Origin of the sequence: Dyella caseinilytica (assembly GCF_016865235.1) — a bacterium.
GTDB classification, from domain to species: Bacteria; Pseudomonadota; Gammaproteobacteria; order Xanthomonadales; family Rhodanobacteraceae; genus Dyella_B; species Dyella_B caseinilytica.
Window position 1 is genome coordinate 4477174 of the sequence record NZ_CP064030.1, and the last position, 25370, is coordinate 4502543.

Annotated in this window: 16 protein-coding genes; 10 read left to right on the plus strand and 6 right to left on the minus strand. The window is 56.9% G+C overall.

Features of this window, described 5'->3' with window-relative positions; genetic code table 11:
* Nucleotides 1-86: 86 nt before the first annotated feature.
* The 7 genes from ISN74_RS19710 (at nt 87) to ISN74_RS19740 (ending at nt 9001) form a co-directional block, all read left to right on the plus strand.
* Nucleotides 87-473 (plus strand): nuclear transport factor 2 family protein, encoded by a 387-nt coding sequence (locus ISN74_RS19710; protein WP_203546660.1) that lies wholly within the window; start codon nt 87-89, stop codon nt 471-473.
* A 64-nt stretch (nt 474-537) separates the two neighbouring features.
* Nucleotides 538-1917: an FAD-containing oxidoreductase gene (locus ISN74_RS19715; RefSeq protein ID WP_188795645.1), complete on the plus strand. Its 1380-nt coding sequence runs from the start codon at nt 538-540 to the stop codon at nt 1915-1917.
* A gap of 122 nt (nt 1918-2039) precedes the next feature.
* The gene (locus ISN74_RS19720) at nt 2040-2360 is read left to right on the plus strand and encodes a YnfA family protein (protein WP_203546780.1); all 321 of its coding nucleotides are present in this window, start codon (nt 2040-2042) and stop codon (nt 2358-2360) included.
* 202 nt (nt 2361-2562) lie between these two features.
* Nucleotides 2563-3102: a DUF6630 family protein gene (locus ISN74_RS19725; protein WP_188795649.1), complete on the plus strand. Its 540-nt coding sequence runs from the start codon at nt 2563-2565 to the stop codon at nt 3100-3102.
* Between the two features lie 752 nt (nt 3103-3854).
* Entirely contained in the window at nt 3855-4046 is a 192-nt protein-coding gene (locus ISN74_RS19730) for a hypothetical protein (protein WP_188795651.1), read from the plus strand.
* Between the two features lie 128 nt (nt 4047-4174).
* Nucleotides 4175-7306 carry a TonB-dependent receptor gene (locus tag ISN74_RS19735; RefSeq protein ID WP_188795653.1) on the plus strand — a complete coding sequence of 1044 codons (3132 nt, stop codon included), beginning with the start codon at nt 4175-4177 and terminating at the stop codon, nt 7304-7306.
* 117 nt (nt 7307-7423) lie between these two features.
* On the plus strand, nt 7424-9001 hold the full coding sequence (locus ISN74_RS19740) for a tetratricopeptide repeat-containing sulfotransferase family protein (RefSeq protein ID WP_308420732.1): 1578 nt from the start codon (nt 7424-7426) through the stop codon (nt 8999-9001).
* A gap of 233 nt (nt 9002-9234) precedes the next feature.
* Here ISN74_RS19740 and ISN74_RS19745 read toward each other — a convergent pair whose 3' ends face one another.
* Nucleotides 9235-9993 (minus strand): SDR family oxidoreductase, encoded by a 759-nt coding sequence (locus ISN74_RS19745; RefSeq protein WP_188795656.1) that lies wholly within the window; start codon nt 9991-9993, stop codon nt 9235-9237.
* Nucleotides 9994-10092: 99 nt separating this feature from the next.
* On the opposite strand from ISN74_RS19745, the gene ISN74_RS19750 reads away from it, so the two are divergent.
* A complete protein-coding gene (locus ISN74_RS19750) occupies nt 10093-11040 on the plus strand; it encodes an AraC family transcriptional regulator (protein ID WP_188795658.1) in 948 nt (315 codons plus the stop codon).
* Nucleotides 11041-11099: 59 nt separating this feature from the next.
* Here ISN74_RS19750 and ISN74_RS19755 read toward each other — a convergent pair whose 3' ends face one another.
* The 5 genes from ISN74_RS19755 to ISN74_RS19775 form a co-directional block, all read right to left on the minus strand.
* Nucleotides 11100-11549 (minus strand): hypothetical protein, encoded by a 450-nt coding sequence (locus ISN74_RS19755; RefSeq protein ID WP_188795660.1) that lies wholly within the window; start codon nt 11547-11549, stop codon nt 11100-11102.
* Nucleotides 11550-12122: 573 nt separating this feature from the next.
* Nucleotides 12123-13100 carry an RHS repeat-associated core domain-containing protein gene (locus ISN74_RS19760; protein WP_188795662.1) on the minus strand — a complete coding sequence of 326 codons (978 nt, stop codon included), beginning with the start codon at nt 13098-13100 and terminating at the stop codon, nt 12123-12125.
* Between the two features lie 44 nt (nt 13101-13144).
* Nucleotides 13145-14254, minus strand: coding sequence for an FG-GAP repeat domain-containing protein (locus tag ISN74_RS19765; RefSeq protein WP_188795664.1), 1110 nt, complete (start codon nt 14252-14254; stop codon nt 13145-13147).
* Between the two features lie 98 nt (nt 14255-14352).
* Nucleotides 14353-20019, minus strand: a complete 5667-nt coding sequence (locus ISN74_RS19770) for an RHS repeat protein (protein WP_188795666.1) — start codon at nt 20017-20019, stop codon at nt 14353-14355.
* 243 nt (nt 20020-20262) lie between these two features.
* Nucleotides 20263-21450: a hypothetical protein gene (locus ISN74_RS19775; protein WP_229678877.1), complete on the minus strand. Its 1188-nt coding sequence runs from the start codon at nt 21448-21450 to the stop codon at nt 20263-20265.
* A 302-nt stretch (nt 21451-21752) separates the two neighbouring features.
* Between ISN74_RS19775 and ISN74_RS19780 the strand changes: the two genes are divergently transcribed.
* The gene (locus ISN74_RS19780; RefSeq protein ID WP_188795668.1) at nt 21753-23048 is read left to right on the plus strand and encodes an Nramp family divalent metal transporter; all 1296 of its coding nucleotides are present in this window, start codon (nt 21753-21755) and stop codon (nt 23046-23048) included.
* A gap of 510 nt (nt 23049-23558) precedes the next feature.
* Nucleotides 23559-25229 (plus strand): S53 family peptidase, encoded by a 1671-nt coding sequence (locus ISN74_RS19785; RefSeq protein WP_188795670.1) that lies wholly within the window; start codon nt 23559-23561, stop codon nt 25227-25229.
* The last annotated feature ends 141 nt before the right edge of the window (nt 25230-25370 follow it).

Sequence of the window (25370 nt, forward strand, 5' to 3'; positions counted from 1 at the left end):
AAGCACTTGTGCGCCAGCTTGGCTAAGCGCAACCTATGTGTTCATCGAAGCGAACGTGCGTGCCGAGTGCTGCTGCGAGGAGGCCGATGATGGAAGTGCAAAACATCCGGATGGCCATTGATCGACATTGGGCGGCCTCTGCTGCGGGCGATCTGGTTACCGAGCATGAGATCTATCACGACGATGCTGTGTGCGAATACCCACAGTCAGGTGAAATCATTCACGGTCGACATAACCTGCAAGCGCTTCGTGGCCATCACCCAGGCAAACCATCGGGCTTTGTGATCCGACGTATCGTAGGAAACGGCAATCTCTGGGTTACCGAATATGTCATTGCCTATGAAGGCAAGTCCGCCCACACCGTGAGTATCATGGAGTTCCGGGAGGGAAAGGTGTCGCATGAGACCCAATACTTCGCCGACTCGTTCGCCGCGCCTGCCTGGCGTGCTCAGTGGGTAGAACAAAGAACCTAGTCAACGGCGTGGATCGAAAGTAGAGATGCATGAACCGTAGATCTCACCTATCAAAGGTACAGCCATGAGCCGCTCTTTCGATGCGATCATCATCGGCGCCGGGCAAGCTGGACCGTCCCTGGCAGGCCGCCTGACCGCCGCCGACATGACGGTGGCACTCGTCGAGCGTCATTTCTTCGGCGGCACCTGCGTCAATACCGGCTGCATGCCCACCAAGACCCTGGTGGCCAGCGCGCGCGTTGCGCATCAGGCACGGCGTGCCGCAGATTACGGCGTCATGTTAAATGGCGACGTGAACATTGACTTCCCGCGCGTGATGGCGCGAGCACACGGAGTGACAAACACATCCCGCGGCAATATAGAACGCTGGCTTGGCGGCATGGAACATCTGACCGTATTGCGTGGACATGCCCGCTTCGAAAGTAGCAATACATTGCGCGTGAATGATGACGTCATCACCGCTCCGCGCATATTCCTCAACGTTGGCGGCCGTGCGCGGGTACCCGATGACATGCCTGGTGTCGGCGACATCAGCTACCTCACGAATACATCAATACTTCAACTCGACGCGCTTCCCCGACACCTCGCCGTGATCGGCGGCAGCTACATCGGCCTTGAATACGCGCAAATGTTTCGTCGCTTTGGCAGCAAAGTTACGGTCGTAGAACGTCAGTCGCGTTTGATTGCTCGTGAAGATGAAGATGTCTCAGAAACCATCCTAGGCATACTAGAGGCCGAAGGCATTACCGTGCGCACGAACGCCGAATGCATCGCCTTTGCGCCGCATACCGAAGGCGTCACCGTCAAAGTGGACTGCACCTCTGACGATAAAGAAATCGTAGCCAGCCATGTGCTGCTGGCCATCGGCCGCCGCCCGAATACAGATGATCTTGGACTGGAGCACGCCGGCATCAAAACGGACGAACATGGCTACATCGTCGTTGACGATATGCTCGCCACGAACGTACCCGGCATCTGGGCCATGGGCGATTGCAACGGGCGCGGCGCCTTCACGCATACGGCCTACAACGATTTCGAAATCATCGCCGCGAATCTGCTCGATGGCGCGCAGCGGCGTGTGTCATCGCGTATCCCGGGCTACGCACTCTTTACGGACCCGCCATTGGGGCGTGTCGGCATGACCGACACACAGGCACGTGCCAGTGGCAAGCCATTGCTGGTATCCAAACGCCCCATGACACGCGTTGGCCGCGCCGTTGAACGCGGTGAAACGCAAGGCTTCATGAAGGTAGTTGCCGACGCACAGACGCAGCGCATCCTCGGCGCCGCGATTCTTGGCGTGAGCGGCGATGAGGCCATTCACGGCATACTCGATTTGATGAATGCCGAGCAGCCTTTCGACACCCTGAAATGGGCCGTACCGATTCATCCCACCGTATCGGAGCTGCTACCCACCCTTGTTGGCGATCTCAAGCCCATGTAATGCGGCGCAGACTGCGTGCCCGCCTTTGTGGGCGGAAGCGAATGTTCCGGCAAATCTAAGTGACAATAGGCAGGCGGATAAATCGCTCTGAACATAGGTTTGAATAAGAAATGCTCGATCTCTTGAGGCAGACCGCGCTGTTTATCCTCACAGCGCTGGCCGAAATCGTCGGCTGCTACTTGCCCTGGCTGGTGCTGAAGCAAGAAAAAACAGCATGGCTCTTAGTGCCAGCTGCTGTATCGCTCGCACTCTTTTCGTGGCTACTTACTTTGCACCCAGCCGCTGCCGGACGAACCTATGCCGCCTATGGCGGCATTTACATCGCTGTCGCACTGATATGGTTGCGATATGTGGATGGCGTGACACTGACTCGCTGGGATGTCGCGGGTGCATGCGTGGCGCTATTGGGCATGGCGATTATCGTCATACAGCCCCGCGCATGACGTCCTTTACGTTGAACAGTGCGGACCGCACCAAGGGTCGCGAGCACGTTCAGCCGATGAGAGCCCGCTTGCTTTTCATGATGGCAACACTCCCCCACCTGCGCAGCTATAGCGTGCCGCGCTGAACAGCTGAAGTCTGTGCCGGAAGCGGATATCCTCCCCAAATGATTAAGGCAGGTCGCAGCGACCGAGAGAGTTTCCCGTGACCCCATCCGATCATGATTTCGACACCGAGCACGACTTCGACGAGAACGAGGATATCGATGATTCCGTCGAGGCGTGTGTCTGGCAGCTACTACTGCTGATCAATCCGGGTGACGAGGAGATGGCCTTTCAGCAATTCGCGGATTACCGCGATGCCGTCGTCCAAGCGGGCGAGAATGAAGTGGAGCCCATTGAGATCATCCGCGGGGTGATCGACTGGCGATCGGGCTTCCATGTCGACGGACAGGATACGCATGCACTGGTACAGGCCATCGATGAGCTTTCCTCGCGCTGGAATATATCCATCGACTGGGGCGGCGATCCGGACGATGACGATTTTCACGCAGAGATCGACGCGGCTTCGCTATTTGCCGTCGCCTACGACCGCCTGCTTGAGCACGGCTATACCTTGTGGGCCTGGGAAACCGAGGATGACAGCTACGCGGGTTGGGTCACACTGAAACGCGACAATGAACTTTTGCGCGAACTGGCGACTTCCCTGCATATCAACATGCGACTGGGCAGCGAAGTCACTTAAGTTTGCGTGGCAACGTGCGGGTGTACGCATCCAGCGCAAACAATTCGGTCGGGAGCGAGCACTCAGGAGCCGACTCCATTCTGCGTAGCTGATGTGCCGGGGCGGACCATGGCATCGCCGCCATTGAGAAGGCGGTAAGTGGTTGGCATGTACGTACATACCGCGTGCACCGGCCCTACGCCAAGTCCATGTCGAAGGTCCGTCCAGCCTACAAACTATTGGGTGCTAAAACTGCACAGATTATGGTGGTCTGTCCATTTGATAGACGGCAATCCCCGCTGTTAGCGATAGCCCATTTACGGTTTTCAGAACGCATCTTTGCGAGTGCAGCATTAATAAACCGCTGAAAAATTAGATCGATCCAATCACTTTGCTGTTGTGCAACACCGACCTTTCAATAACTTTATATGCATCAATAAGATACATTTAGAAAATCTAAATTTGAATCGATGCAAAATTCTGTTGACATCGCCTTTTTACAGGCGTAATGATTAGCGCGCTAACGGCGTTTGCATAACGTTATCGCGAGAAGTTGGATCGATAAAAATCGGAATCCAGGGGACTCAGGGAACGGTATAGCAAGGCGGTTATCTCGCCAGCGGCATGCGTCAGCGCGCGGACAGTTTGTGTATCTCTGAAAAGCAATACCGGAGTGTCATGGCATCAACCATGGCTCAGGGCGAGTTCGTACCTCAAAAAAGCACCACGAATGTGGGCATGTCAGCAAACAAGCTGAAAGGTAGGGGAGACATATGTATCGCAAGAGCGTGTCATCCGTTGCAATCGACGCGATATCGATGCTCGGTGCCAGTACCACGCAAAAAGCAGGCGATGAGAAAGCGCGAACGCTGATCGCCGTAGCTGTTGCCGGCTATCGCACGAGCCTGGGAAAGGCATTCGATATCAAGCGCGGCTCGGATCACAGCACGCAACGATACCTCTGAGCGACATCAACAAATTCCAAGTGTGCAGCTATGTAGCTCAAAGCCGGTTGGCGGTTTGAGTAAACGGGTTGTCGGTCAGTTCGGCCGGATCCGAAGCAGCGGACTTTTTTTCTTCTTTGGAGACAGGAATGGGCAGGCAACAGTTTCGTTTGAGTAGCAGCTTACGCGCCAGCATACGCATTGGCCTATGGGCCGCTGCCATGACCAGCAGTTCGCTGTTTGCGCAGGGAATCACCGGCGGCGTCTATGGTAATTTGCCTGTAGGCAAAGGCATTGCAGCAGAAGTAACCAATCCGGCGACGGGCTACGACAGCACGGTAGCTGCCGATGCCAATGGCCGTTACGCCGTCAACGGACTGATGCCTGGCCGTTATGTCGTCAAACTGTTGCGTGATGGCAAGGTTGTCGATCAGCGCGATGTAATCGTTCAAGCCGGTTCCAACAGTGCCGCGATCTTCGAAGCGACGGCTGGCGAAAACGTGAAACAACTGAACTCGGTGACCGTCACTGCCGCGCAGCCCACGGTCAATTCGATTGACGTCACGACGAGCCAGCAGATCCAGACGTGGAGTTCGACTGACGTCAATCGGCTACCACTGCTCAACGCAGATCTTCTCAACGTTGCCTCCATGCAGTCCAACGTGGCGAGCATCACCAGCTCACACGGTGCATCCCCGCAATTCAATGGCGCGTCGGGTACCGAGAACCGGTACTTCATCAACGAATTCAACGTCACCGACATGCAGCAGGGCGCGGTGCCGGACAAGATCCCGAACGAAGCGCTTGCCAGCGTCTCCACCATCAACGGTGGTATGGATGCCAAATATGGCAGCGCCATGGGTGGTGTCGTTTCCGGCACGATCAAGCAAGGCTCGAATGTTTTCCAGAGTGGCGTGGACCTGGCGTTCACCCCTGCCACGGGTACGTTCAACGAAAATGGCAAGAACATCTACAACTACAACGGAAGCCTGGTAACCGCCAATGAGTTGAATCATTGGTCACCGAGCCTCGTGCAGGACTACTGGGCATCCGGCCCGATCATCCCGGACAAGGTGTTCTTTTACTTCCTGGTTGAAAATCAGCCGAACAACTATGGCCAGGGCTTGCAAGGCGTAACGCCAACGACGACCTATAACGGTCAGTACAAGACCCTTACCAAGGAAGGGAATCAGCAGGTACTGGGCAATTTCACCTGGAATATTGCTACCGGCCACACGCTCAACATCTTCTTCGATCACCAATACAACAACGGCACCAGCTCCGAATATCCCCTCGCGACGCCGTATGACCCCAGCAGCGCATCGCCCACGCTGCAGAACTGGAGTGGGCAGACTTGGCGCGATCTCATGCTGGTGGCCAACTACCACGGCCAGATCACCGACACCTTGTCCGTCTCAGCGATGACCGGCACTTCACAGCAGTATTTCACGTCCTATCCGCAATACGGCATCAACATACCGTACGTGCAGGTGCAAGATCCCAATAACACGAACAATACAAAGACCGTGTCCAACGGCGCCAGCAGCCTCTATTACAACAATTACCGCATGATGGGCTCGCGCGTCGACTTTACCTGGGATGTTACCGACAACCATGAAATTACCTTTGGCGGGGAGCAGTACAGCCCTACCATGGCGCAAGCGAATATTCCAAACCCGAACAGCTGGACTTACAGCGGTTGCTCCACCACGCTTGGGCCGAACGAGCCTTGCCAGATCAACGGCCAGACCATCAACCCGCTGACCGGTCAGCCCTTTGCCCCAGGGACCAAGTATGTCAGCTTGGCATACGCTCCCCGCATCTATTACAACAGCTCACCCACCTACGGCTTTTATCTGGCCGATACATGGCATTTCGCTGAGGACTGGACGGCGTACATCGGCGGGCGTTACGACAATTACGCCATGACCGACAACATCAACGTCAAGATGTACAGCAAGGGCAACGCCACACCGCGACTGGGTGTGGCATGGGACGTCCATGGCGATTCAACCCTGAAAATCGGCGCATCCGCGGGTGAGTACACCGAGGGCATACCCCTTTATTTCAATGCTTATGGTGGTACGCCGGGCCAAGGTTATATTCACACCACCAACTACTATCTGTACTCCGGCATGGGAGCCAATTCCGTTCCCACTGGTTTGACGCAAGTTGGTACAACCCAAGGCAGCGCCGGTAGCGGTCTACACTATCTGACGCCTGGACAGTTCATTGCGACCTCGGCGCAAAATGCGAAGCTGAAGCAATTCCAGATCTACGCGCAGCAAAAACTCGGCAACAACTGGGTCGCCGGTGCCACGCTGTTCACCAGCGACTTGACCGGGCTGCCGAATCTCGACAGCAATACGCAGCAGATGTATGCCTACCTCAATAGCAAGGGCTACCCGAACGCTGTATTGCTCGGCCAATACCTGATTACGCCCGGCAAGGACATCACCATTCCGGTGCAGTTGAACGGCGCGAGCAGCCCGCTCACGATGTTCACGTTCCCGAACAGCTACATCGGTTACCCGTCGCTGCACCGCCGGATCTACCAGTTCAGCCTGAACATGGATCATGCCTACTCCGACGACGAGCCCTACTACCTGAGTGCGTCCTATACGTGGCGTCATGAGTTCGGCAACACCGACGGCACAACCAGCTATGCGGCCAGCAACAACCCCCCGAGCAATGGTGTCGCCAATACCGGTGCCACCGCCTATGACGGCGGCCTGTCGGCCCCGGGTTTCCTGGAAGGTTCGAGCGGTAACCTGGCCGACGACATCCCTTCCACCTTCAAGGCGTTTGGGTATTACAAGTTCGCCCATCAGGACAACTTCTTGAGGGGCCTGCGTGTAGGTGGTGCGTTCACGTACTACGCCGGTGGTCCGGTCAATTGCCTTTCCACGTACCCTCAAAGCGGAAACCTGGCCGTTGGCAGCAACCAGACTGGCAACGTCGAAGCCTATTACTGCAATACGCTGCAGAACGCGGTCAACGGCAATCCGGTATCGTCCACCATCATTTACCCACGTGGCAGCTACACCCGCCTCCCCTCCTACCGACAGGTGGACCTGGATATCGGCTACGACTGGAACCTCGGCGAGAATGCCTTCTCGCTGGATTTTAAGGTACTGAATCTCTTCAACCAGCAGAGCATCACGTCGTATGTTAACCAGATGACCAACAGCAATGGCCAGTTCAACGCCAACTTCATGCAGCCGGGCACGTTCCAGCTGGGGCGTCAGGCACAGTTGGTGTTCCGCTGGCAGTTCCACTAACTGCTCGACGTTGTATTCAAGTTGACTCCGATACCTCCATGTCCCCAGGACATGGAGGTATCTTTGTTTAACTTGGCCGCTTGCATGCCAGCGAGTGCAGAGTTTTCGGAGATGAATGTGAATCCGCTATTGCAAGGCCTGGATCCGGTTACCGCTAATCGCGTGATCGCTGCAGCGCAGGCTCTGGAGATGAATCGCCCCGACCAGGCTGCCTTCCAGCTAACTCCGGTTCTAGCCACGCATCCGGATCATCCCGAAGTCTTGCGTCTGCATGCCAGCCTGTTGAGCCTGCGTGGCGAACACCACTCCGCATTGCGCCACATGCATCGCGCACTGGAGCAACGCCCGCAGGAGGCGCTGTACCACAACGCCTACGCCCTATTCCTTGCGGAGGCAGGCGAACTCGATCAGGCGATTGATCACTTGCGCCATGCCTGCGAACTTCAGCCGGGCTTTGTCATGGCCTGGTACAACCTCGGCCTGTTTTTGACACGCAGTGCACGCTTTGACGACGCGCGGCAAGCGCTGAGGCGTGCCGTGACATTGGCACCCGACTATGCCGCGGCGCGAGCGCAACTCGCCGATTTGCTGCGCATGGACAATTTCCGCGACGAAGCCATCGCCGAGTATCGGAAGCTGCTCGCCGCGCAGCCATGGGCCGGCATGGCTTGGTGGGGTCTTGCAGAGATAAAGACGCTGCGTCTGGGCACAGACGAAAGCGACGCCATCCGGCGTGCACTCGCGCACCCACGCGCCAGCGATGGCGACCGCGTTGCCATGGGCTTCGCCTTGGCCAAGGCATTCGACGATCAAAGTCGTTACGCCGAGTCCATGCAGGCGTTGGCCACGGCCAATGAGATCGCCCGAAGGCATCGGACCTGGAACGCGCCGGGATTTGCCACGACGATCGAATCCATCCGGGCCGCAACTTGCACGACTGACGCCGGGCAAGACCTCGGCTCGGAAGTCATCTTCATCGTAGGCATGCCGCGTTCGGGCTCCACCCTGATTGAACAAATTCTCGCCTCGCATTCCCAGGTTGAGGGTGCTGCGGAATTGACCGACCTTCCGCTGCTTATCGCCGAACAGTCGAAGCAGCGCCAAAAGTCGTATCCCGGATGGCTTGCGGAAATGGGAACGGATGATTGGCGCCAACTGGGACAGCGTTATCTGGAACGAACCGCGCGCTGGCGCAAGAGCCGTCCGATATTTACCGACAAGCTACCTAATAACTGGATGCACATCGGTATGATCCGCGCGATGCTGCCGGGTGCTCACATCGTCATCAGTCGACGCGATGCAATCGAAACCTGTTTCTCATGCTACCGACAGTACTTTCCCGGCAACGACTACACGCGCAGCTTTCCTGACCTGGCCTCATACTGGCGGAGCTTCGATACCGCCGCGACGTATTGGGCGCAGAAAGAACCGACACACGTTCACCCACACGTGTATGAAGATTTGCTCAAAGATCCCGAAACCCATATTCGCCAATTGCTCACATTCTGCAACTTGCCATTCGAGGAAGCGTGCCTGCGTTTTCACGAAACGCAACGCGCTGTCGGTACACCAAGCGCCATGCAAGTGCGGGAACCACTGCGTGCCGACACAGCGCGTGCGCCACGCTACGGTGACTTGCTGAACCCGTTGCGGCAGGCGCTTGGTCTGCCTTTGGTTGATGCAGCGTCTGTATAAGGCGGGGTAGCTAGGCTTTACTGCATGCGCAAATCATGGCGCTGCAGAAGCCATGGGCCATGGAGCCCTGTCCCTCCTTGGACAGAACTCCAAAGTTTGCGCAGGACGAATCATCGTTGGAGATAGCTCCATCTAACTGATCTCGAAAAATCTGGCGAATCATTGCGTCATGTTGCCTCGGTAATTACCAAGTTCCATCCCTGTACAAACGTATGCATGCCAAGCGGCAAAGACTATGCCGTCATGTCCGCGCCTGACTCAGCCAACGCGACAGCATCTGCGCCGGCGGCGATGCGGATCGGGCTCGACGGATCGTTCGCTGCGCGCCAGACCGCTTCTGCCACATCCAGTGATCGAGTGACCACCGACGATTGCTCCCATCTTGCGAAGATACTTTGCGCCAAATCGGTGTACGCCTCAGGAAAGCCAGCCTGCATGCGGGATCGTGCGTTTTCGCCGAAGCGGGTCTCCGGCGCACGTCCCGGTAGCACCAGGCTCACTCGCACGTTGAATGGCTGGAGTTCCAGTGCAAGCGATTCGGTGAATGCATTCACCGCTGCCTTGCTCGCGGTGTACACGGAAAGCAGCGGGAGCGATCTCAAGGTCACCGTCGACGTGACGTTTACGATGACACCGGCTTTCCGTTGACGGAATTGAGGCAACACCGCCTGTGTCATCGCTATCGTCCCGATGGCGTTTGTCTCAAAAACCTCGCGCACCGTTTCCATCGAGATGCCTTCAAGCGCGTTCAACACGCCAATCCCCGCGTTGTTGACCAGCACATCGATCGGTCCTGCCGCATCGACGGCCTCACGAATGCTTTGCGGATCGGTGATATCAAGGGCAACTACGCGCAAACGCTCGGAACGGGGCAGCACGTCTTCGCGCGGCGTGCGCATCGTCGCGATGACTTTCCAATCGCGATCGAGGAAGTACCGGGCGATTTCAAGGCCGAAGCCGGACGAGCATCCGGTGATCAGGACCGTTTTCATGAGGACTCCTGGAGTTGATTTGCCATGCGAAGACGATAGGCCGCCGCATCCGGACTAGCTACAATCAGGAGTCCAAGTTTCATTTGCAGGAGTCCAGTCATGATTGATCCGCTTGCGGAGGTTGTCACGCTGCTCCAACCGGGCGCCCGGTTTTCCAAAGTCGTCAGCGGGGCCGGCCGATGGCGCGTTCGCCGCTCGGAGTCAGGGCAACCCTTCTACTGCGTCATCCTCGAAGGCTCCTGCTGCCTTGCCATCGACGGGCACGCACCGATCACACTCCATGCGAGCGACTTCGTGCTGATCCCGTCAGCCTACGGTTTCGCGACGACAAGCCTCGAACCGCCGACATCGGAAGAGACCATCACACCGCCCATCACACTACCGAATGGCGAATTCAGGCTGGGCGTCCAAAACGTGCCGCCTGATGTCCGATTTTTGGTGGGCCACTGTGTCTTCGATTCGCCAGACGCAGCCTTGCTGGTGTCACTCCTCCCGGAACTCGTGCATGTTCGTGGCGAACCGAGACTCGCCACCCTCGTGCAACTTGTCGGAGAAGAATCACGTGAGCAACGACCCGCGCGGGGTGTCGTCTTGGCGCGCCTATTGGAGGTGCTTCTCATCGAAGCGCTTCGATCCACAGCAGGCACTGCAGCATCACCTGGCCTTGCGCGCGGACTTGCCGACTCGCGCCTCGCGATCGCCATACGGCTCATGCACGAAAGCCCGACCCAGCCATGGACGGTCGCGCAACTAGCGAAAGAAGCTGCCCTCTCCCGCTCAGCGTTCTTCGAGCGATTCAACCGAGCCGTGGGCGTTGCCCCCATGGAATACCTGCTCGCCTGGCGCATGGCTCTGGCGAAAAACATGCTGAGGCAAAAAGAAGGTGGCATTGCCGAAGTCGCCGAACGCGTCGGCTACAGCTCCGCAAGCACCTTCAGCGTTGCATTCACCCGCCACGTCGGCGTGCCGCCGACACGGTATGTGCGTGAGCAGATTGAGTTGTCGACAGAACAGGTTAGGTCAGACTCACATCTATTAGACGTATAAGAGATGAATCTTGTTGTAGCAGCGAATTGGTGACCCTTTTTCTTTTTTAATCCTACCAGTTACTTTGGCCACCACCAAAACCACAACTGATCTTCGGACCTCTTGGGGCCTATACAGAAATCGCCGGTCCCGCGCGACATTAATTCAATGGCATCAGCCAGCTTCGTCCACCACATTTCGCCAATTATCAGCGTGCAAATCTGCTGATCTGTCACAAAACTCCAGCTATCAGGTGTCGAGGAATAACTGAGACGCAACTTTGATATCGACTGAACAGCAGCTGATCTGGCGTTTACAACACCAAGCACACGCTCTGTAGGTGGTGTGATGATAATTGTTCGATAGGCGTCGGCTGAAGACTCAGATAGATAAGAAATAAGCTGCATAAGCGCCTTACAAGCTGCATCATCTGCGCTCAAATGCCAGCCACAAAATGAACGACTCGGATTCACATATCGCCATAGCGACACGCGTCCTTGTAGCTGCCATCCGGACAACTCGTCACTCATCCAAGTACACCCACCTATATTTGAAGCGCTTGCTAAGGTTTTGGATTCCGCCAACAGACATAACACAATTATCGCGGCACAGTGACAAATCTACAGACGGACCGAGCCATGCATCGAGTGATACCGTGAACTTGTGCATGCGCTATAAGCTGCCGTGATTACGAATGCGTGTTTAGCTTAAAATGCGAACCATCAAAGTGACTTGATGGATTTTCTTCTTAATCCAGATAAAGAAGATTGCCTCATGATTTATAAAATGCATAACCAGAGCGCATCTTCAAAAGAGCCTCAAATATAGTCACCCTGTAGCATTTTTCCACACTCAAGATTGGTCCCACACCTGTACTTCGAGAGCTCCAACCATCGCTGATCCATTTAGTCCGCACTGCTGCCCTTGCTTTCTCGCTGGCTAATGACTCATTTCTCGCAAAAACGCATCTCGTAGTAAAGAATCCTATCGCGCAAACACCATTTTCCATACGAACAATAACATCATCTCCGGAGACAATCACATTATAAAATGGCAACTAATTGCTCCCATAATACTTATGTATAATCCCAACCAACCTCAATTCAGTTGCCTGCTGTCTGCTTAGGCGGTGCCGTCGAGTTTGGCGCGGGCTGCGATAGCTGCTGCTTCCTTTCAGGCCGAGGAGGCTCCATAGCCTTGAACATATCATATGCATAGTTGTATCCCGCGGCAGCGGTCGACTTTATTTTTTCCCAATGAGCCATGTCATCGGACGTTGCGGGCCTCGGAGTCGGATCAGGTATCCAGTCTAAATAGTCTTTCACCGAATCAAGGTCATCAGAAGTCGCCGCGAAGATTACTGAGAGCTCACCCCAAAACGTATGGCCAGAAACTCCTTCCGACTGATAGTGAGGAAGTCCTGTTGAGCCATCATCCAACTCATGGCCAGAGTGTTTTAATAGCCCATCACGGCCATTCGCCGCAACCTCTATTTCATGAGAAAGTTGACGCCGTTCCGTTAGTACATTCTGGCCAGCTCTTCGCGCAATTACTGCCTGTTCTTTGGTTATTGTCGCCAGACGTCTAATACCAGTAGCCGTTAGTTCAACTAAATAAGCTATTTTCCCCGCCCTACCGTCAGGATCGATATTCAATATCGGGTTGTTGTTCCCATAGTTATAACGGCCGAAGTTGAATGTATTAGCTGCAGCAGGACTGACTGAGTCTATACTTATAAATTGACCGGTAGCCGGGTCGTAATAGCGCGCCTGCATATAGACAAGATTTGTCTCCGGATCGTTCACATGCCCCGTATACCCAGGCCCACTAGGATCCGGCCCCGGGTTGCTCGTCCCAGTCGGCGCGAACGTACCATACGGCGTGTACTCAAACGTCGCCGTGATGTTGCCGCTGGCATCGGCTTCCGCCAGCGGCGTGCCCTGGGGATCGGTGTACACATAGGTCACCGTGCCGCTGCTCTGGGCAAACACGTGAAGGCTTGCGAACAGCATCAGCGATGCCATCCACTTCAGCACGGCCTTCCATCCTTTCACACGCTGCCTGTTCGCTTTGGCAATCATGGCGTCCTGTCCTTTGCTGTTAGCGCTTGATATCCGCATGAGCCTCAGCCACCCGGAACAATGCCGTTGGCCATTGCCCCGATTACTTTCCAGCCCGACGGAATGGTGAAGCTTGGGCAGGTATGGGGCATGGGGGCCGGGGTGCTTTCATAGCCAGCGCCGCCCATCGGCGGACAGGCTTCGATTTGCGCGGCGCCGTGCTGGTAGATCACGCCGGTCATGTTGGTGCTGCGACCTTCGATGAGGAAGCCCGCGGAACTCCATGGCAGCTGGTAGTCGCTGTCGAGCCACCATTCGGTGGTTTGCCACAGCGTCTGCTGACCAATCTCGTTGAAGCTGCGGTCCAGCTCGTAGCCGTAGGCGGTAGCGTTGGCGCCGATGTAGATCAGGCTCATCAACGTGCCTTCATAGCCTCCACCCATGGCGACCATGGTGCTATCCGGCCCGTAGGAGCCGAACAGGTAGGGGGTGAATTGATTGCCCGCGCTGTCCCAGATTTGCAGATCGTGCGCGGCGTTGGTCCAGATGATGGAGATGCGGTTCGATGGGGTGTAGTAGCCGATCGAGATCGGGTAGTAGCCACATGGCGAGCTGGTGGTGTCAGTTCCCACATGCACTCCGCTCTTGATCAGCCAGTAGCTGAATTGGCAGGTGGTGGGGTTGAGCCAGAGCAAATCGTCCTGGCCATCGCCGTCCACGTCGCCGGCGCCAATCAACACCCAGCCTGCGGTATACGTGCCCAGCGAAGAGGTCGTGAAGCCCCCGCTGCCGTTGTTGGTCCACAACAAGAGGTCATCGTTGTTGCTGGTCAATACAAGATCGGCGAGACCATCGCCATTGAAATCGCCGATGGCGCCGACGAAGTACCCCAGAGGAACATTGATTGTCTCGGAACTAAGCTTGGTGACAGCACCGGTTGCATCGTTGGTGTTCATCAGCCAATAGGCCACTTGGCTCGTGGTTGTGTTGAACAGGAAGATGTCGGATACACCATTGCCATCGACGTCGCCAGGCACGTGCGAACCCGATGGAACCGGTGTTGTTACCCGTAGCGCGGGCAGTGTATCGAAGCTTACGTTCTGTGCATTCACGCGTGCTGTGACAAGCATGAGTGCAAAGACGCACGCGATCTCCAACCAACGATCGATACGCATAATTCCCCCGCAAAGTGACGAATAGTCATTGCATCGGTAACGCCGATCGCATGTGTAACCAGCTGAGATGCCCGCCATTGTTACGTTGTGTCGTCGTGTCATGGGAGCGTGCTCCAACCGCTCCAAGGCGAGCACCCCACGCTGTTGCATGCCTGCAAGCGGACCGAAGGGGGTGGGCTCCCGACGGCAGCACCCGCGTTCGCAGACGTATTGGGCCCGGAATACAGGGTGCTGATGTTGCCGCCGCTCAGTTCTTGCAAGGTATAGGTGGTCGCGTCAGCTTCCGCTGCCCACGCCACTTTCACAGTGATGATTTTGCCTCCGCCACTGGGCGACATGGTGAACCCGGGTGTTGCCGGAATCAGCGACACCGTCTCGGTGACGACGTTGCTCCATGCAGTATCGCATCCACTCGCATTGCACGCGTTCACCCGGTACTGATACGTCCCATTGCCGCGACCGCTGGTGCTCCAACTCATTGCGCTACTCGACTGCACCGTCGACCAGCCTCCGCCGTTGACGTTTTCCTGCAGGGTGTAATAAGTCGACGTTGCGATGCCACTCCAGCTCAAGCTATAGCTGCCGCTATTGCTGGTCCCACCGCCACTTAGCGTTGGCCATGAAGCAGGAGGCAACAATACGGTCGCGGTGGTGGTGTTGCTCCACACACTGCACCCCGCTGCGTTGCATCCAGCCACTTGGTAGCTATACGTGCCGTCCGCCTGTCCGGTGGCGTCATACGCCGTGCCTGTACCGGACTGCACCGGGGACCAGGTACTGCCATTAACCTGCATTTGTACCTTGTAATAGGTCGCTTCATTGTTACCCGACCAATCGACGGTGTACGCCCCGTTAGTGCTGTTGTAGGTCGACAAGCACTGGATCGTTATGCACGCAGTGGGCGCGGGCGATGGCGGAAGCGTTACCACCATGGCGGCCGACGTAACATAGTTGGTGCATGCTGAGCCGCCACCCGCTGTGTTACAGGCCTCCAACTCGTAGAGGTAGCTGCCGTTCGTCAGTCCCGTCAGAGCGACGCTGGTGCCCGTACCGCTGTATGCCGTGGTCCAAGTGCTACCACCATTGGTACTTTGCTGCAGTGTGTAGCTGGTAACGGGTGTCGCGGCCGTCCAGCTGATGGTTGCGTTGCCGTTGTAACTGGTTGCAGGAACGGTAAGCGTCGGCGTTGGGGTGGGCACCACACCGTAGTTGGTATTTACGGTAACGGCCGATGATGTTGCCCAGCCCGCAGTGCCGGGTACCGTCCGGTTATAAGCGGACACCTGATAGGTGTAGGTGCCGGATACATTGCCTGGCTGCGGAATCGAAGTGAGGGTTGTTCCGGTTGCAATGGCCGTCCATGCCCCCCCGTTGACGGATTCCTGTACGTCATACGTATTGGCACCCGCCGGAGCATTCCAGCTGACGGTGTAACCGCCGTTGACAGTTACGTTGGGCACGCTAATGGTTGGGATGGCTGGCCATACCCCAACCGAAAACGCCTTCCAGCCGCTGCAGGTGTTGTTATTGCTATCGCACGCTTGCAACTGGTAGCCCTGATTGCCACCGGTGGTTACACTCAGCGCAACCGATGTACTGCTGCCGCTATACACCACGTTGTTGCCGCCCAGGCCATTGATCGTTTCCAGCGTGTAGCTGGTGGCATCCGGTACGGCATTCCAGTTCAGCGTGAAGTTACCGTTGTTGGGGTTACTACTGACTGTGACCCCAATTGGCACGGCCACTTGCTGATTCACGTGCTTGGCGATGAGCTTGGTACCCAGGTACACGTAATTGGTCGCTGTTGCGCTGCCTGGGTCGAACTCGTACATCAGCTGACCGGCCTGGTCATAAAAGTAGTACGCGGTCACCCCACCATTGGTGTTCGTTTTGACGATGCGGCGCCCAGCGGCATCGTAGGAGTAGTTCTCCACGCCCGACACCTGCAGTAGTTGGTTCTCCGCGTCGAAGCTATAGCTGGTGGTCGCTCCGCCACTGGCCAGACTATTGCGATTGCCCTGGTTGTCGTAGCCGTAACTGGCGGTAAGCGTGCCGTTCTGCAATACGCTGGCCAGTTGGTTGTTCGCGTTGTAGCTCAGCGTGAGTGTGTTGCCGCCGGTCAGGCGTGTGCGCAGGTTATTCAGCGCGTCGTAGGTGTAGCTTTCTGTGCCGTACAAGCCACTGGCGGTAGCGCCGGTGAGGCGATTGAGTGCGTCATAGGCGAATGACTTGGTGCGCTGACCATTCACCAGATCGTTGACGTTGGTGATGTTACCGTTGTTGTCGTAGGTGACGTCTTCGCTGATGTTCAGCGCGCTGCCGGTACCGTAGCTGAAGTTGCTAAGTAGCTGACGGGTATTCTGCGCCGCCACGTAGCTAGCGCCATTACCGAAGTTGAAGCCCGCCACCTGGTTGTTCGGAAAGTAGGTGATGCCGCTGGCATAGCTTCCTACTTGCGTGGCACGGCCCAGAGCATCCGGGCTGTAGGACACACCCTCACTTGATCCGCTATACGAGGGATAGCCAATGGCACTGACATGGCCATAACCATCGTACGTATTGGCCAGTGACCAGGTATAGCCAGGGACTGTCAACGACTGGGTCGTGAGCAAGTTGCGCGTGTTGTAGGTGAACTGCTGTGTGACACCGGAACTGAGCGTCGGCACATTGGCGTTAACAGTCGTTACGTTGCCCACTTCGTCATAGGTGTAGTTAGTGGTTTGCGTGCCGGCCGGCGGTGTGATGGACAAGACCCGATTCATCGGGTCATAGGTGCGTACCGTCTGCGCGGTACTGGCCACATCGCTCTGGCCGCAGGTGCCGTCGGTGATGGTCTGGCCTTGGGCACTCCACGCCAAATTGTTGGCCGTGTCATAGGCCATCACCGTGCTACCACTCTCTGGTTCGGTGGTGCGGCACAGGCGGTGATAGCTGTCGTACATCAGCGTCTTGGTGATGCTGTCTTGCTCAGTGCCGTAAGCGCCCGACTGGGTGATCGAGGTCGGGTTGCCGTAGATGTCGCGCGCGATCGCCTGACTGATGCCGGCGGGCGCGTTGACCTGGAGCGGATCCTTGTAGCTGGGCTCGTCGAAGACCTGGTAGTAAGTCGTGGTGACATTGCCTTTGGGATCGGTAACCTGTTGCCCGGCACCGCCCAGGTACGCGGTGGAGGTAGTCAGCGAACCCAACTCGCTGTCTTCCAGTGTTTGGGTCAAGCGTTCCAGCGCGTCGTAGGTGTGATGCGTGCCGGTAATGACCGAGGAGATCGCTGGTAAACCACTGACCGGATACGACGCGAACGTCGTGGCGCCGGTATAGTCGTAGCTTGTCGCCGTGGTGATATCCGAATTGACCGCTCCGCTGATGGACGTGTCGCTGAGTATGGGGCGCAAATCAGTGTCGAAGTACGTGGTGGTGACCGCGTTGCCGACCGTAGTGGTGCGGTCCCAATGGCCGGCTGCGATGCCGCGCTCAGCATTGTTGACGAAGCTATAAGTGAAAACCTTGGAATACCACGACACGGTGTCGTTGGTCGGGTAGGTGATCTGGCTGATGCGGCCGATCGGATCGTAGCTGTATTGCGTGGTGTTATTGTTCTGATCGGTGATCGAGGTGATCTGACCCAGATCGTCCACTGTCAGCGTTTCCACGCCACCGTCTGGATAGTTGATCAGCTCGGGAATGCCGCGGTAGTAATTGCTTATCGTGGTGGTGTTGGAGTCGCCGTCGGTAAAGCTCGCCAACTGACCCGCGCTGTTGTAGGTGTAGCTCATGATGAGCTCACCGAAGCGAGAGCGTGATTGCAGCAAATCACTGCTGTTGTAGGTATTGGAAAGCTCTGTTTCGTTGGTGGTGTTGTTCACCACGGTCTGCGTCAAACCCAACACCCATAGCGTGGGGTCGTTGAAGAAGGTGGTCGTTTCCTCGATGGCTTGCTGGCCGCTGATCGAGTTGTTGCGCTCCACTTCCGTCGGATTGGCGTAGCCGTCATAGGCCATCGCTTGCCACGTATATGTGTCGCCCTCTTCCGTGGTTTGACGCGTCTGGAGAGGCGCCAATTCCTCCGTCTGCTTGATATTGTTGCGACCTTGCAGATCGAAGCCGTATTGCGAAGGCCACGGGCCACCGGTGGGGTTGGCGTAAGTGTTCGTCTGAGTCCTCAGCACGGTGCCACCAGCGGCACCCGAATAGTACGTAGTGCTAAGCAGCTGACCCTCGGTGGCATCGAAGCGGTTGCTATAGGTGTAACGCACGTCGTTGCCGTTAGGGTCTACCACGTCGGTATACACCGTTGAAGGACATGTCCCGGCCGAATAACAGGCATCATTGCTATAGCTTTGATTCGGCGAGGAGTAGCTGTAATTCCAGGTTTCCGCGGGGATGCCAGCACCGGTGAAGGTTTTGCTCGTGATGGTCGGCTGGAAGTAATACTCGGGATAGATGTAATAAGGCAGATCGGTGCCGCCACTGGACGGCCCCCAGCAAGTCTTCTGCACGTACGAACGCCCATGCATCATCGGCGCGAGCGTGAAGGTGGCGGACAACCCCGAGGGATGGGTGATCGTACCTGTCCAGGTATTGGGCGTGAGAGTGGGCAACAGATTGCCCGAGCAGTCGCCGCCCTGAGTCTGCGTGATGGCAGTCTGAAACACCCCGAGGTTGTAGGACCATGCACTGCCGTCGGGCAACGTCACGCCCGTGAGAGTCGGGAGCAGCGGGGTGCTGGTGTTGTAGTTGTAAGTCCAAGTTCGCGACGCCACATTGCTCGCGTTCGCGGTGACGGACGTGATGAGATAACCGGTGGAGTCGTAGTTGATGGTGACCGAACGCCCGTCACTTGCGGTGATGCCGGTAAGGTTGCCGTTGGCATTGTTGTAGGTATAAGTCAGGGAGTTGCCGAAGCGGTCGACCACTTGCGTGACGTACATAAAGGCATCGTCGCGGCTAAGGATGTCTCCTTGGGCAACCATGGGCTGTATACCCGTTGCCGCTGCCTTGGCCACCTCCGGTCCGGTCCCAAGCGGCTTGCCGATGGCTGTCATCGGACGATAGACCAGTTGATTAAAGGTGTATTGCGTGCCATCCGGCGCTAACGCAACAAAGCCCTGGCCACCATCGCTCGCCGCTGTGGAGGCCGTGCAGCTGATCATCCAGTTTTGCTTGGTGAGCGCAACGTAGTTCGATGCGCCCGCCGCCGGCGCCAAGGTGTTCGCGGGCGCGCGCGTCATCAGATCCTGACTACCGACACCCGGCACGATTAAGTGGTACCCGTACCACCACTGGTCCGAACCCCAAGGATCGGTACCTTGCAGTGCGGCAGGGGTTGCCGGAGGTGTGAATGTGGAACAGCGGCTAGTCTTGCCGCCGGTGATCCACCCGTAGTTGCCCCCCGCGGTAATGGCAGCCACTGCCGTTTCGATACGCGGGATGTTGAGATCCCAGTCACCGAAGGGGCGCTCCGCATTCAAGGCGTAGCTGGCGGCACTGGTCGTGGACAAGGAGCGCGCAACCACCAACGCCGGTCCATTGCCGGGAAGGTTTACGTCCGTCTCGTCAAAGGAAAGCTCACCGTTGTACGGACTGATATTCTCGCCGAAGGGATTGGCTCCCAATGGCTGAATATCCTGATTAACCTTGATGAGTTGGATGTATTCCTGATCAGGCGTGACGGTCGATTGCGACACTGCCGCCCCCGAAAACGTCATCGCCATGACAAACCACAGGCGCACACCAAGCCTGCCCCAATCCTGGGCTTCCTTGTACATCGAATCTTCCCCTTGTCCCTGATCCTGCGTTGCGCAGGTTCATTCTCGATTCAAATCAACAAGGCGTGAAGACGACGTGAAGACAACTTCACGTAGGTAGTCGGTGTCGCCTTTCTGAGATCCGAGGATGAATGTTTCCTCGAACTACCCGCTGTGACGAAGCGTTGTTCGGCACGGGAACAAATGCTTTTATCTCTGCAGCTTCCATGCGCGTCGGAACTGCAAAAAAGTTTCCGCGATGCCTTATCCCTTCTGCGGCGCCTGCACCTGCCACGGCGCATATGTCCAGCAGCTCTGGTAGTACTGCTTGAGAATTCGATCCAATCCATCCAGCTCGAATTCGAAGCCATAACGAAGGGTGCTGCTTCGATCACGCACCCAGGCGCCGAGGGTGTGAGCGGTGATCAGGTTGCCCAGTTGTGATGCGGGGTAGGTGCGGATGATGACAACGGCCTGATCCTGCACCACGGCATTGTCCTGCTGCGACGAATCGCTTTCCATGTGATTGATTTCGACGAAAGCACGACTGCTGCGCGCGACGATCTGCCTTGCGTGATCCGCGCCGACGCTGTTGTAGGCAGTGAACGTGATGCCATCTTTCTTGCATTGCACGGTCATGCGATGTTCGCCGCCGCGCTTCGTTTCATTGAGCATCAGGTACGGCGCACCATCCTGCAGTTGATAGGTGGCGATTAGAGGCAGGCGACCGTTATTGGCGAGGCGTGTGGAGATCATCTGGTCCGCGGTTAGCCATGCCGTATCGCTGCTGGATGCAGTGAGCAGCGTCGCGAGCACGGCGGGATCGATATCCATGTCTTTCAGATACGAAGTTAATTCGTCCGGACTTTGTTGCGCCGTGCTGCTATTCGTTGGCGCAGGGTCGTTGGCCGGATGCGCGGGGAAGCCGATGCGATCGGCACCGGTGGGTGCCCAGCGGTACAAGCCGCCGAGGTAGGCGTAGGCGCAGGCGCCGGTGCACAAGGCAGGCTTGCCGACGGAACCGCTTTGCCGCGGTAACCGCTGCGTACCGAGGTGCGTCGTCATCGCGTTTTCGCGGAGCAATCTGCCTAGCGCGATACCGGCATGGATATCGTTACCGGTGGCATTCAAATAGACGTCCGAACCGGAGACGATCTTTCCTGATTTCACCATAGCGTCGAAACGCTGCGGCGCATCGGCGTCGATGACGCCGGCGAGGTAAATCTGCGGTGCCTTGGCAACGGTCAGCGTGAGGCGATCGTTGTTGACCTGAATGCTGAGCTGGTTGGGGTTCTGATCGCGGGACGTGCTTCGATGCGTAGAAGCGGCGCTGCCGGCATGAGCACTCTTGACGGGGCCAAGGCAGGCCAGCAGCGACATGGCGCCATACAAGGCGTAGCGGAGCCGTGCGTGCCGGCGGGGAAAACGGTTCTCGGCGTAACGATAAAGCACTGCGGCTCCTGGCCCCGGGACCACTCGAGGGGTGGCGGTCGCCTAGTTTCGTTGGGGGAGGATGTCCCACGGGTGAATGTGGAGCGTTCGACGTAACATTTACGCCTGGATCGCGCCTTAGCGGCCCCAGTCCCCTACTTCGCGCGTGAGGAAGCGCGATCCTGGATGTGAATAGCCTCAGGCTATCGCCAGCATCAAAACAATCAAATTCATAAAGCCCATGCGCAGGACTAGATTCGATATCAAGCCAGTCCCCGCCTCCATTTGGCCGCAGTTTTTATGTATATCCACCGAGTCCAGCCATGAATGTCCGCGTTTTGGACGGACGCTTGCCCGTCACCGACATTGCGATCGCTTCCATGCGCGATGCGCTTGCGCAGCGCGGGCGCGGTTGGTCGACGCTGTTGAAGCTTGCCGGCCCCGCCGTGGTTGTGTCGGTGGCTTATATTGATCCGGGCAATTTCGCGACCAATATCCAGGCCGGCGCGCGTTACGGTTACAGCCTGTTGTGGGTAACGCTGGTCGCGAGCCTGGTGGCGATACTGTTTCAAGCGTTATCGGCGAAACTGGGCATCGTGACCGGTCGCAATCTTGCCGAACTCAGCCGAGAACATTTTCCCTTGCCGCTCGTGCTGTCGATGTGGGTGGTCAGCGAAGTGGCGGCGATGGCCACGGATCTTGCCGAGTTTCTAGGCGGCGCACTGGGACTCTCGCTGCTGTTTCATCTGCCCTTGCTGGCGAGCATGGCCGTGACGGCTATCGCCACGTATGCCGTCCTGTTGCTGGAAAAGCGCGGCTTTCGTCCGCTGGAGATTGTCGTGGGCGCCTTGGTCAGCGTGATCGGGCTGTGTTACCTCGCGGAATTGTTGATCACGCATGTGCAATGGTCTGGCGTGATGGAAGGGTTGTTTGTGTATCAACTTCCCGACGCCCAGGCGGCGAATCTCGCGGTCGGCATTATCGGCGCCACGGTGATGCCACATACGCTATTCCTCCATTCTGCCCTGACGCAATCACGCGTGCCCGCGCGCAACGACATTGAACGGAAGAAGTTGTTGAAGTTTTCCAATCGGGAGGTGGGCGTCACGCTTGGCATCGCTGGGCTCATCAATATGGCGATGATCGTGATGGCGGCCGGCGCATTTCATCACGGCCATTCGGATGTCGCGGAAATTCAGACAGCTTATGACACGCTGCTGCCAGTGCTTGGCGGAGCAGCTGCCGGATTGTTCTTGTTATCGCTGATGGCTTCCGGCCTCTCCAGCTCGGTGGTCGGCACCATGGCCGGCCAGATGATCACGCAAGGATTTGTTCGCAAGCAGTTGCCGCTGTGGCTACGGCGCGCCATCACGATGATTCCAAGCTTCGCGGTGATTGCACTGGGCGTGAATGCGACGAAGGCGCTGGTGGATAGTCAGATCGTGCTGAGCTTCGCGTTGCCGTTTCCGATGATTGCGCTGGTGTGGCTTACTGGCCACGAAAAGTTGATGGGCGCTTATCGCAGTAGCGTGGGTATTCGCGTGCTGTCCATCATGGCGGTGGTAGCTGTGCTTGGTTTGAATGGGATGCTGATCGCGCAGGCGGTTGGTAACACGTAATGCATGTTCATGCGTGAATGCGGTCATCCCAGCGAAAGTTGGGATCCATCGTCTTTGCTACATCGAAGGCACTGGATCCCAGCTTTCGCTAGGATGACGAGCAAAAAGCGCGCGGAACCCATCATTGATGGAGAGCGTTTTTCAAACATACCGCTTGCACGGCAATGACCGCGAGGCGAGGACGATACGTTCGAAACATCGCGTCGCCACGTGAAAATCATCATCACATTGCGCAAGAAAATTCGTGCACGACGCATGTCTTCGCGTTGCTTAGCGACGCCCATCAAAATAAGCAAATTGTCCCCTTTGCCCCCCGCTTTTTGACACGGTTTTTCACTCGGAAACCACAAACATCATCCTACGCTCCCGCGGCCACTCGGCACCCCTGGGGAGGGGAGCACTTGTTAGTTTCCTCGCAATCTCTTCTTTCACATTCGACTACCTATTTGGGAGCTTCCGATGAACAGAACAGATTCGACGGGAAAATATCTAACAAAGGGAATTACCGGTATGGCCCGCAAAACGTGCGGCCTTTCTTTTGCCCTTGCCATGGCCATCGGCGCAACCAGCGCCGCACACGCCGCCCAGTTCGACACTCACCACGTGAGGGATGTGGTGAGTCAAGCGACTGCAAAACAAGTGGGCAACCTGCCCGCCACCAAGTTGATGGCTATCGATGTCGTACTGCCAGTACGCGACCAGGCTGGTCTGGATCAGTTCGTAGCAAATGTCACCAATCCGCTCAGCCTGCAGTATCGCCAATACGTCACACCGCAAGAGTTCACCGCTCGCTTCGGTCCAACGCAGAATGATTACGACACCGTCGTGCAATACCTGACCAAGTACGGCTTCACCATCACCGGCGGCAGCCGCGATGGCCTGGACGTTCAGGCTGTGGGCCCGGTCTCTGCGGTGGAAGCGGCGTTCAACGTGAAGATGCACACGTATCAGCATCCTACCGAGAATCGCGTCTTCTACAGCCCAGATCGCGAACCGACCACGTCGCTGGCGATTTCGCTGTGGCACGTATCGGGCCTGGACAATTATTCCATTCCGCATCCGATGTACGTGAAGAAGAGCGATTATGCAGCGGCGCATGGTGTTTCGCCGGAAGCGGTCGTCTCGCATGCCACTACAGGTTCCGGTCCCTCGGCCTCGTTCCTCGGTAGCGATATGCGCGCTGCCTATGTTAACGGCACAACGCTTACGGGCTCCGGCCAAACTCTGGGCCTGTTCGAATATGAGGGCATCAACACCTCCGACGTGCAGCTGTATTACACAGGTGCTAAGCAGACCAATCCGAATAACCTCACGGTGATCTCCACCGACGGAACGGCAACCAACTGTTCGGGCAGCTGTACCGACATCGAGCAGACAATCGATACAACGCAGGCACAAGGCATGGCGCCCGGCCTTAGCCATGTATTGATGTTTGTCGGTTCCACCGACACCGCCATCATCAGTGATATGACCACGTACAGCCCACTGCCGATCACGATCGGCTGCTCATGGGGCTGGACGCCCGCTGACCCGACAACGCTCAATCCGTATTGGGAGAAGATGGCAGCGCAGGGTCAGAGCTTCTTCGCTGCATCCGGCGACAGTTCGACCTGGTCGTCAAGAAACGAAGCATGGCCGGCTGACGCTGCCTATGTGATCAGTACCGGCGGAACGGATCTGGTGACCAGTAGCGCGGCGGGCCCCTGGAAGTCGGAAACCGCGTGGGAAGACAGCGGAGGTGGTATTTCGCCTGACAAGATCGCCATTCCCACCTGGCAGTCGGAGTACTACAAGGAGTTGTCCGACAACGGAAGCGGTGCTTCGGACAAGTATCGCAACGGACCGGATGTATCGGCGAATGCCAACTTCTCGTTCTACGCGTGTGGCAACGGAAGCTGCACCGCCAACGAATACGGCGGCACCAGCTTTGCTACGCCGATGTGGGCGGCCTTTATTGCGTTGGTCAACCAATCGCTGGCGTCCAACGACGCTTCGCCGATGGGATTCTTCGATCCAACCATCTACGCGAATAACGCGACCAACAGCACCATCTATGCCGATACGTTCCACGACATCACTAGCGGCAAGTCCGGCAGCTATTCCGCGGAAAAGGGCTATGACCTGGTGACAGGTTGGGGCAGTCCGCTGGGATCGGGCTTCATTGCGCAATACGGTAAATAAGCACTATCGAAGCATCTAAGTGATCGGACGTGTGTACTACTTAAAAGCCCGGGGCGAAGCTCCGGGCTTTTAAGTGTGAAAGCAGCGCACCCGGGTAAAAAGGTGCCATGTGGAAAACCGTCATCGCATAACGCAAGAAAA

What these genes read in the sequence shown, in the direction of transcription:
- ISN74_RS19710 (WP_203546660.1), top strand. Translation starts at nt 87, where the DNA reads ATGATGGAAGTGCAAAACATCCGGATGGCCATTGATCGACATTGGGCG.
- ISN74_RS19715 (WP_188795645.1), top strand. Translation starts at nt 538, where the DNA reads ATGAGCCGCTCTTTCGATGCGATCATCATCGGCGCCGGGCAAGCTGGA.
- ISN74_RS19730 (WP_188795651.1), top strand. Translation starts at nt 3,855, where the DNA reads ATGTATCGCAAGAGCGTGTCATCCGTTGCAATCGACGCGATATCGATG.
- ISN74_RS19735 (WP_188795653.1), top strand. Translation starts at nt 4,175, where the DNA reads ATGGGCAGGCAACAGTTTCGTTTGAGTAGCAGCTTACGCGCCAGCATA.
- ISN74_RS19745 (WP_188795656.1), bottom strand. Translation starts at nt 9,993, where the DNA reads ATGAAAACGGTCCTGATCACCGGATGCTCGTCCGGCTTCGGCCTTGAA.
- ISN74_RS19750 (WP_188795658.1), top strand. Translation starts at nt 10,093, where the DNA reads ATGATTGATCCGCTTGCGGAGGTTGTCACGCTGCTCCAACCGGGCGCC.
- ISN74_RS19755 (WP_188795660.1), bottom strand. Translation starts at nt 11,549, where the DNA reads ATGAGTGACGAGTTGTCCGGATGGCAGCTACAAGGACGCGTGTCGCTA.
- ISN74_RS19760 (WP_188795662.1), bottom strand. Translation starts at nt 13,100, where the DNA reads ATGATTGCCAAAGCGAACAGGCAGCGTGTGAAAGGATGGAAGGCCGTG.
- ISN74_RS19765 (WP_188795664.1), bottom strand. Translation starts at nt 14,254, where the DNA reads ATGCGTATCGATCGTTGGTTGGAGATCGCGTGCGTCTTTGCACTCATG.
- ISN74_RS19770 (WP_188795666.1), bottom strand. Translation starts at nt 20,019, where the DNA reads ATGTACAAGGAAGCCCAGGATTGGGGCAGGCTTGGTGTGCGCCTGTGG.
- ISN74_RS19780 (WP_188795668.1), top strand. Translation starts at nt 21,753, where the DNA reads ATGAATGTCCGCGTTTTGGACGGACGCTTGCCCGTCACCGACATTGCG.
- ISN74_RS19785 (WP_188795670.1), top strand. Translation starts at nt 23,559, where the DNA reads ATGGCCCGCAAAACGTGCGGCCTTTCTTTTGCCCTTGCCATGGCCATC.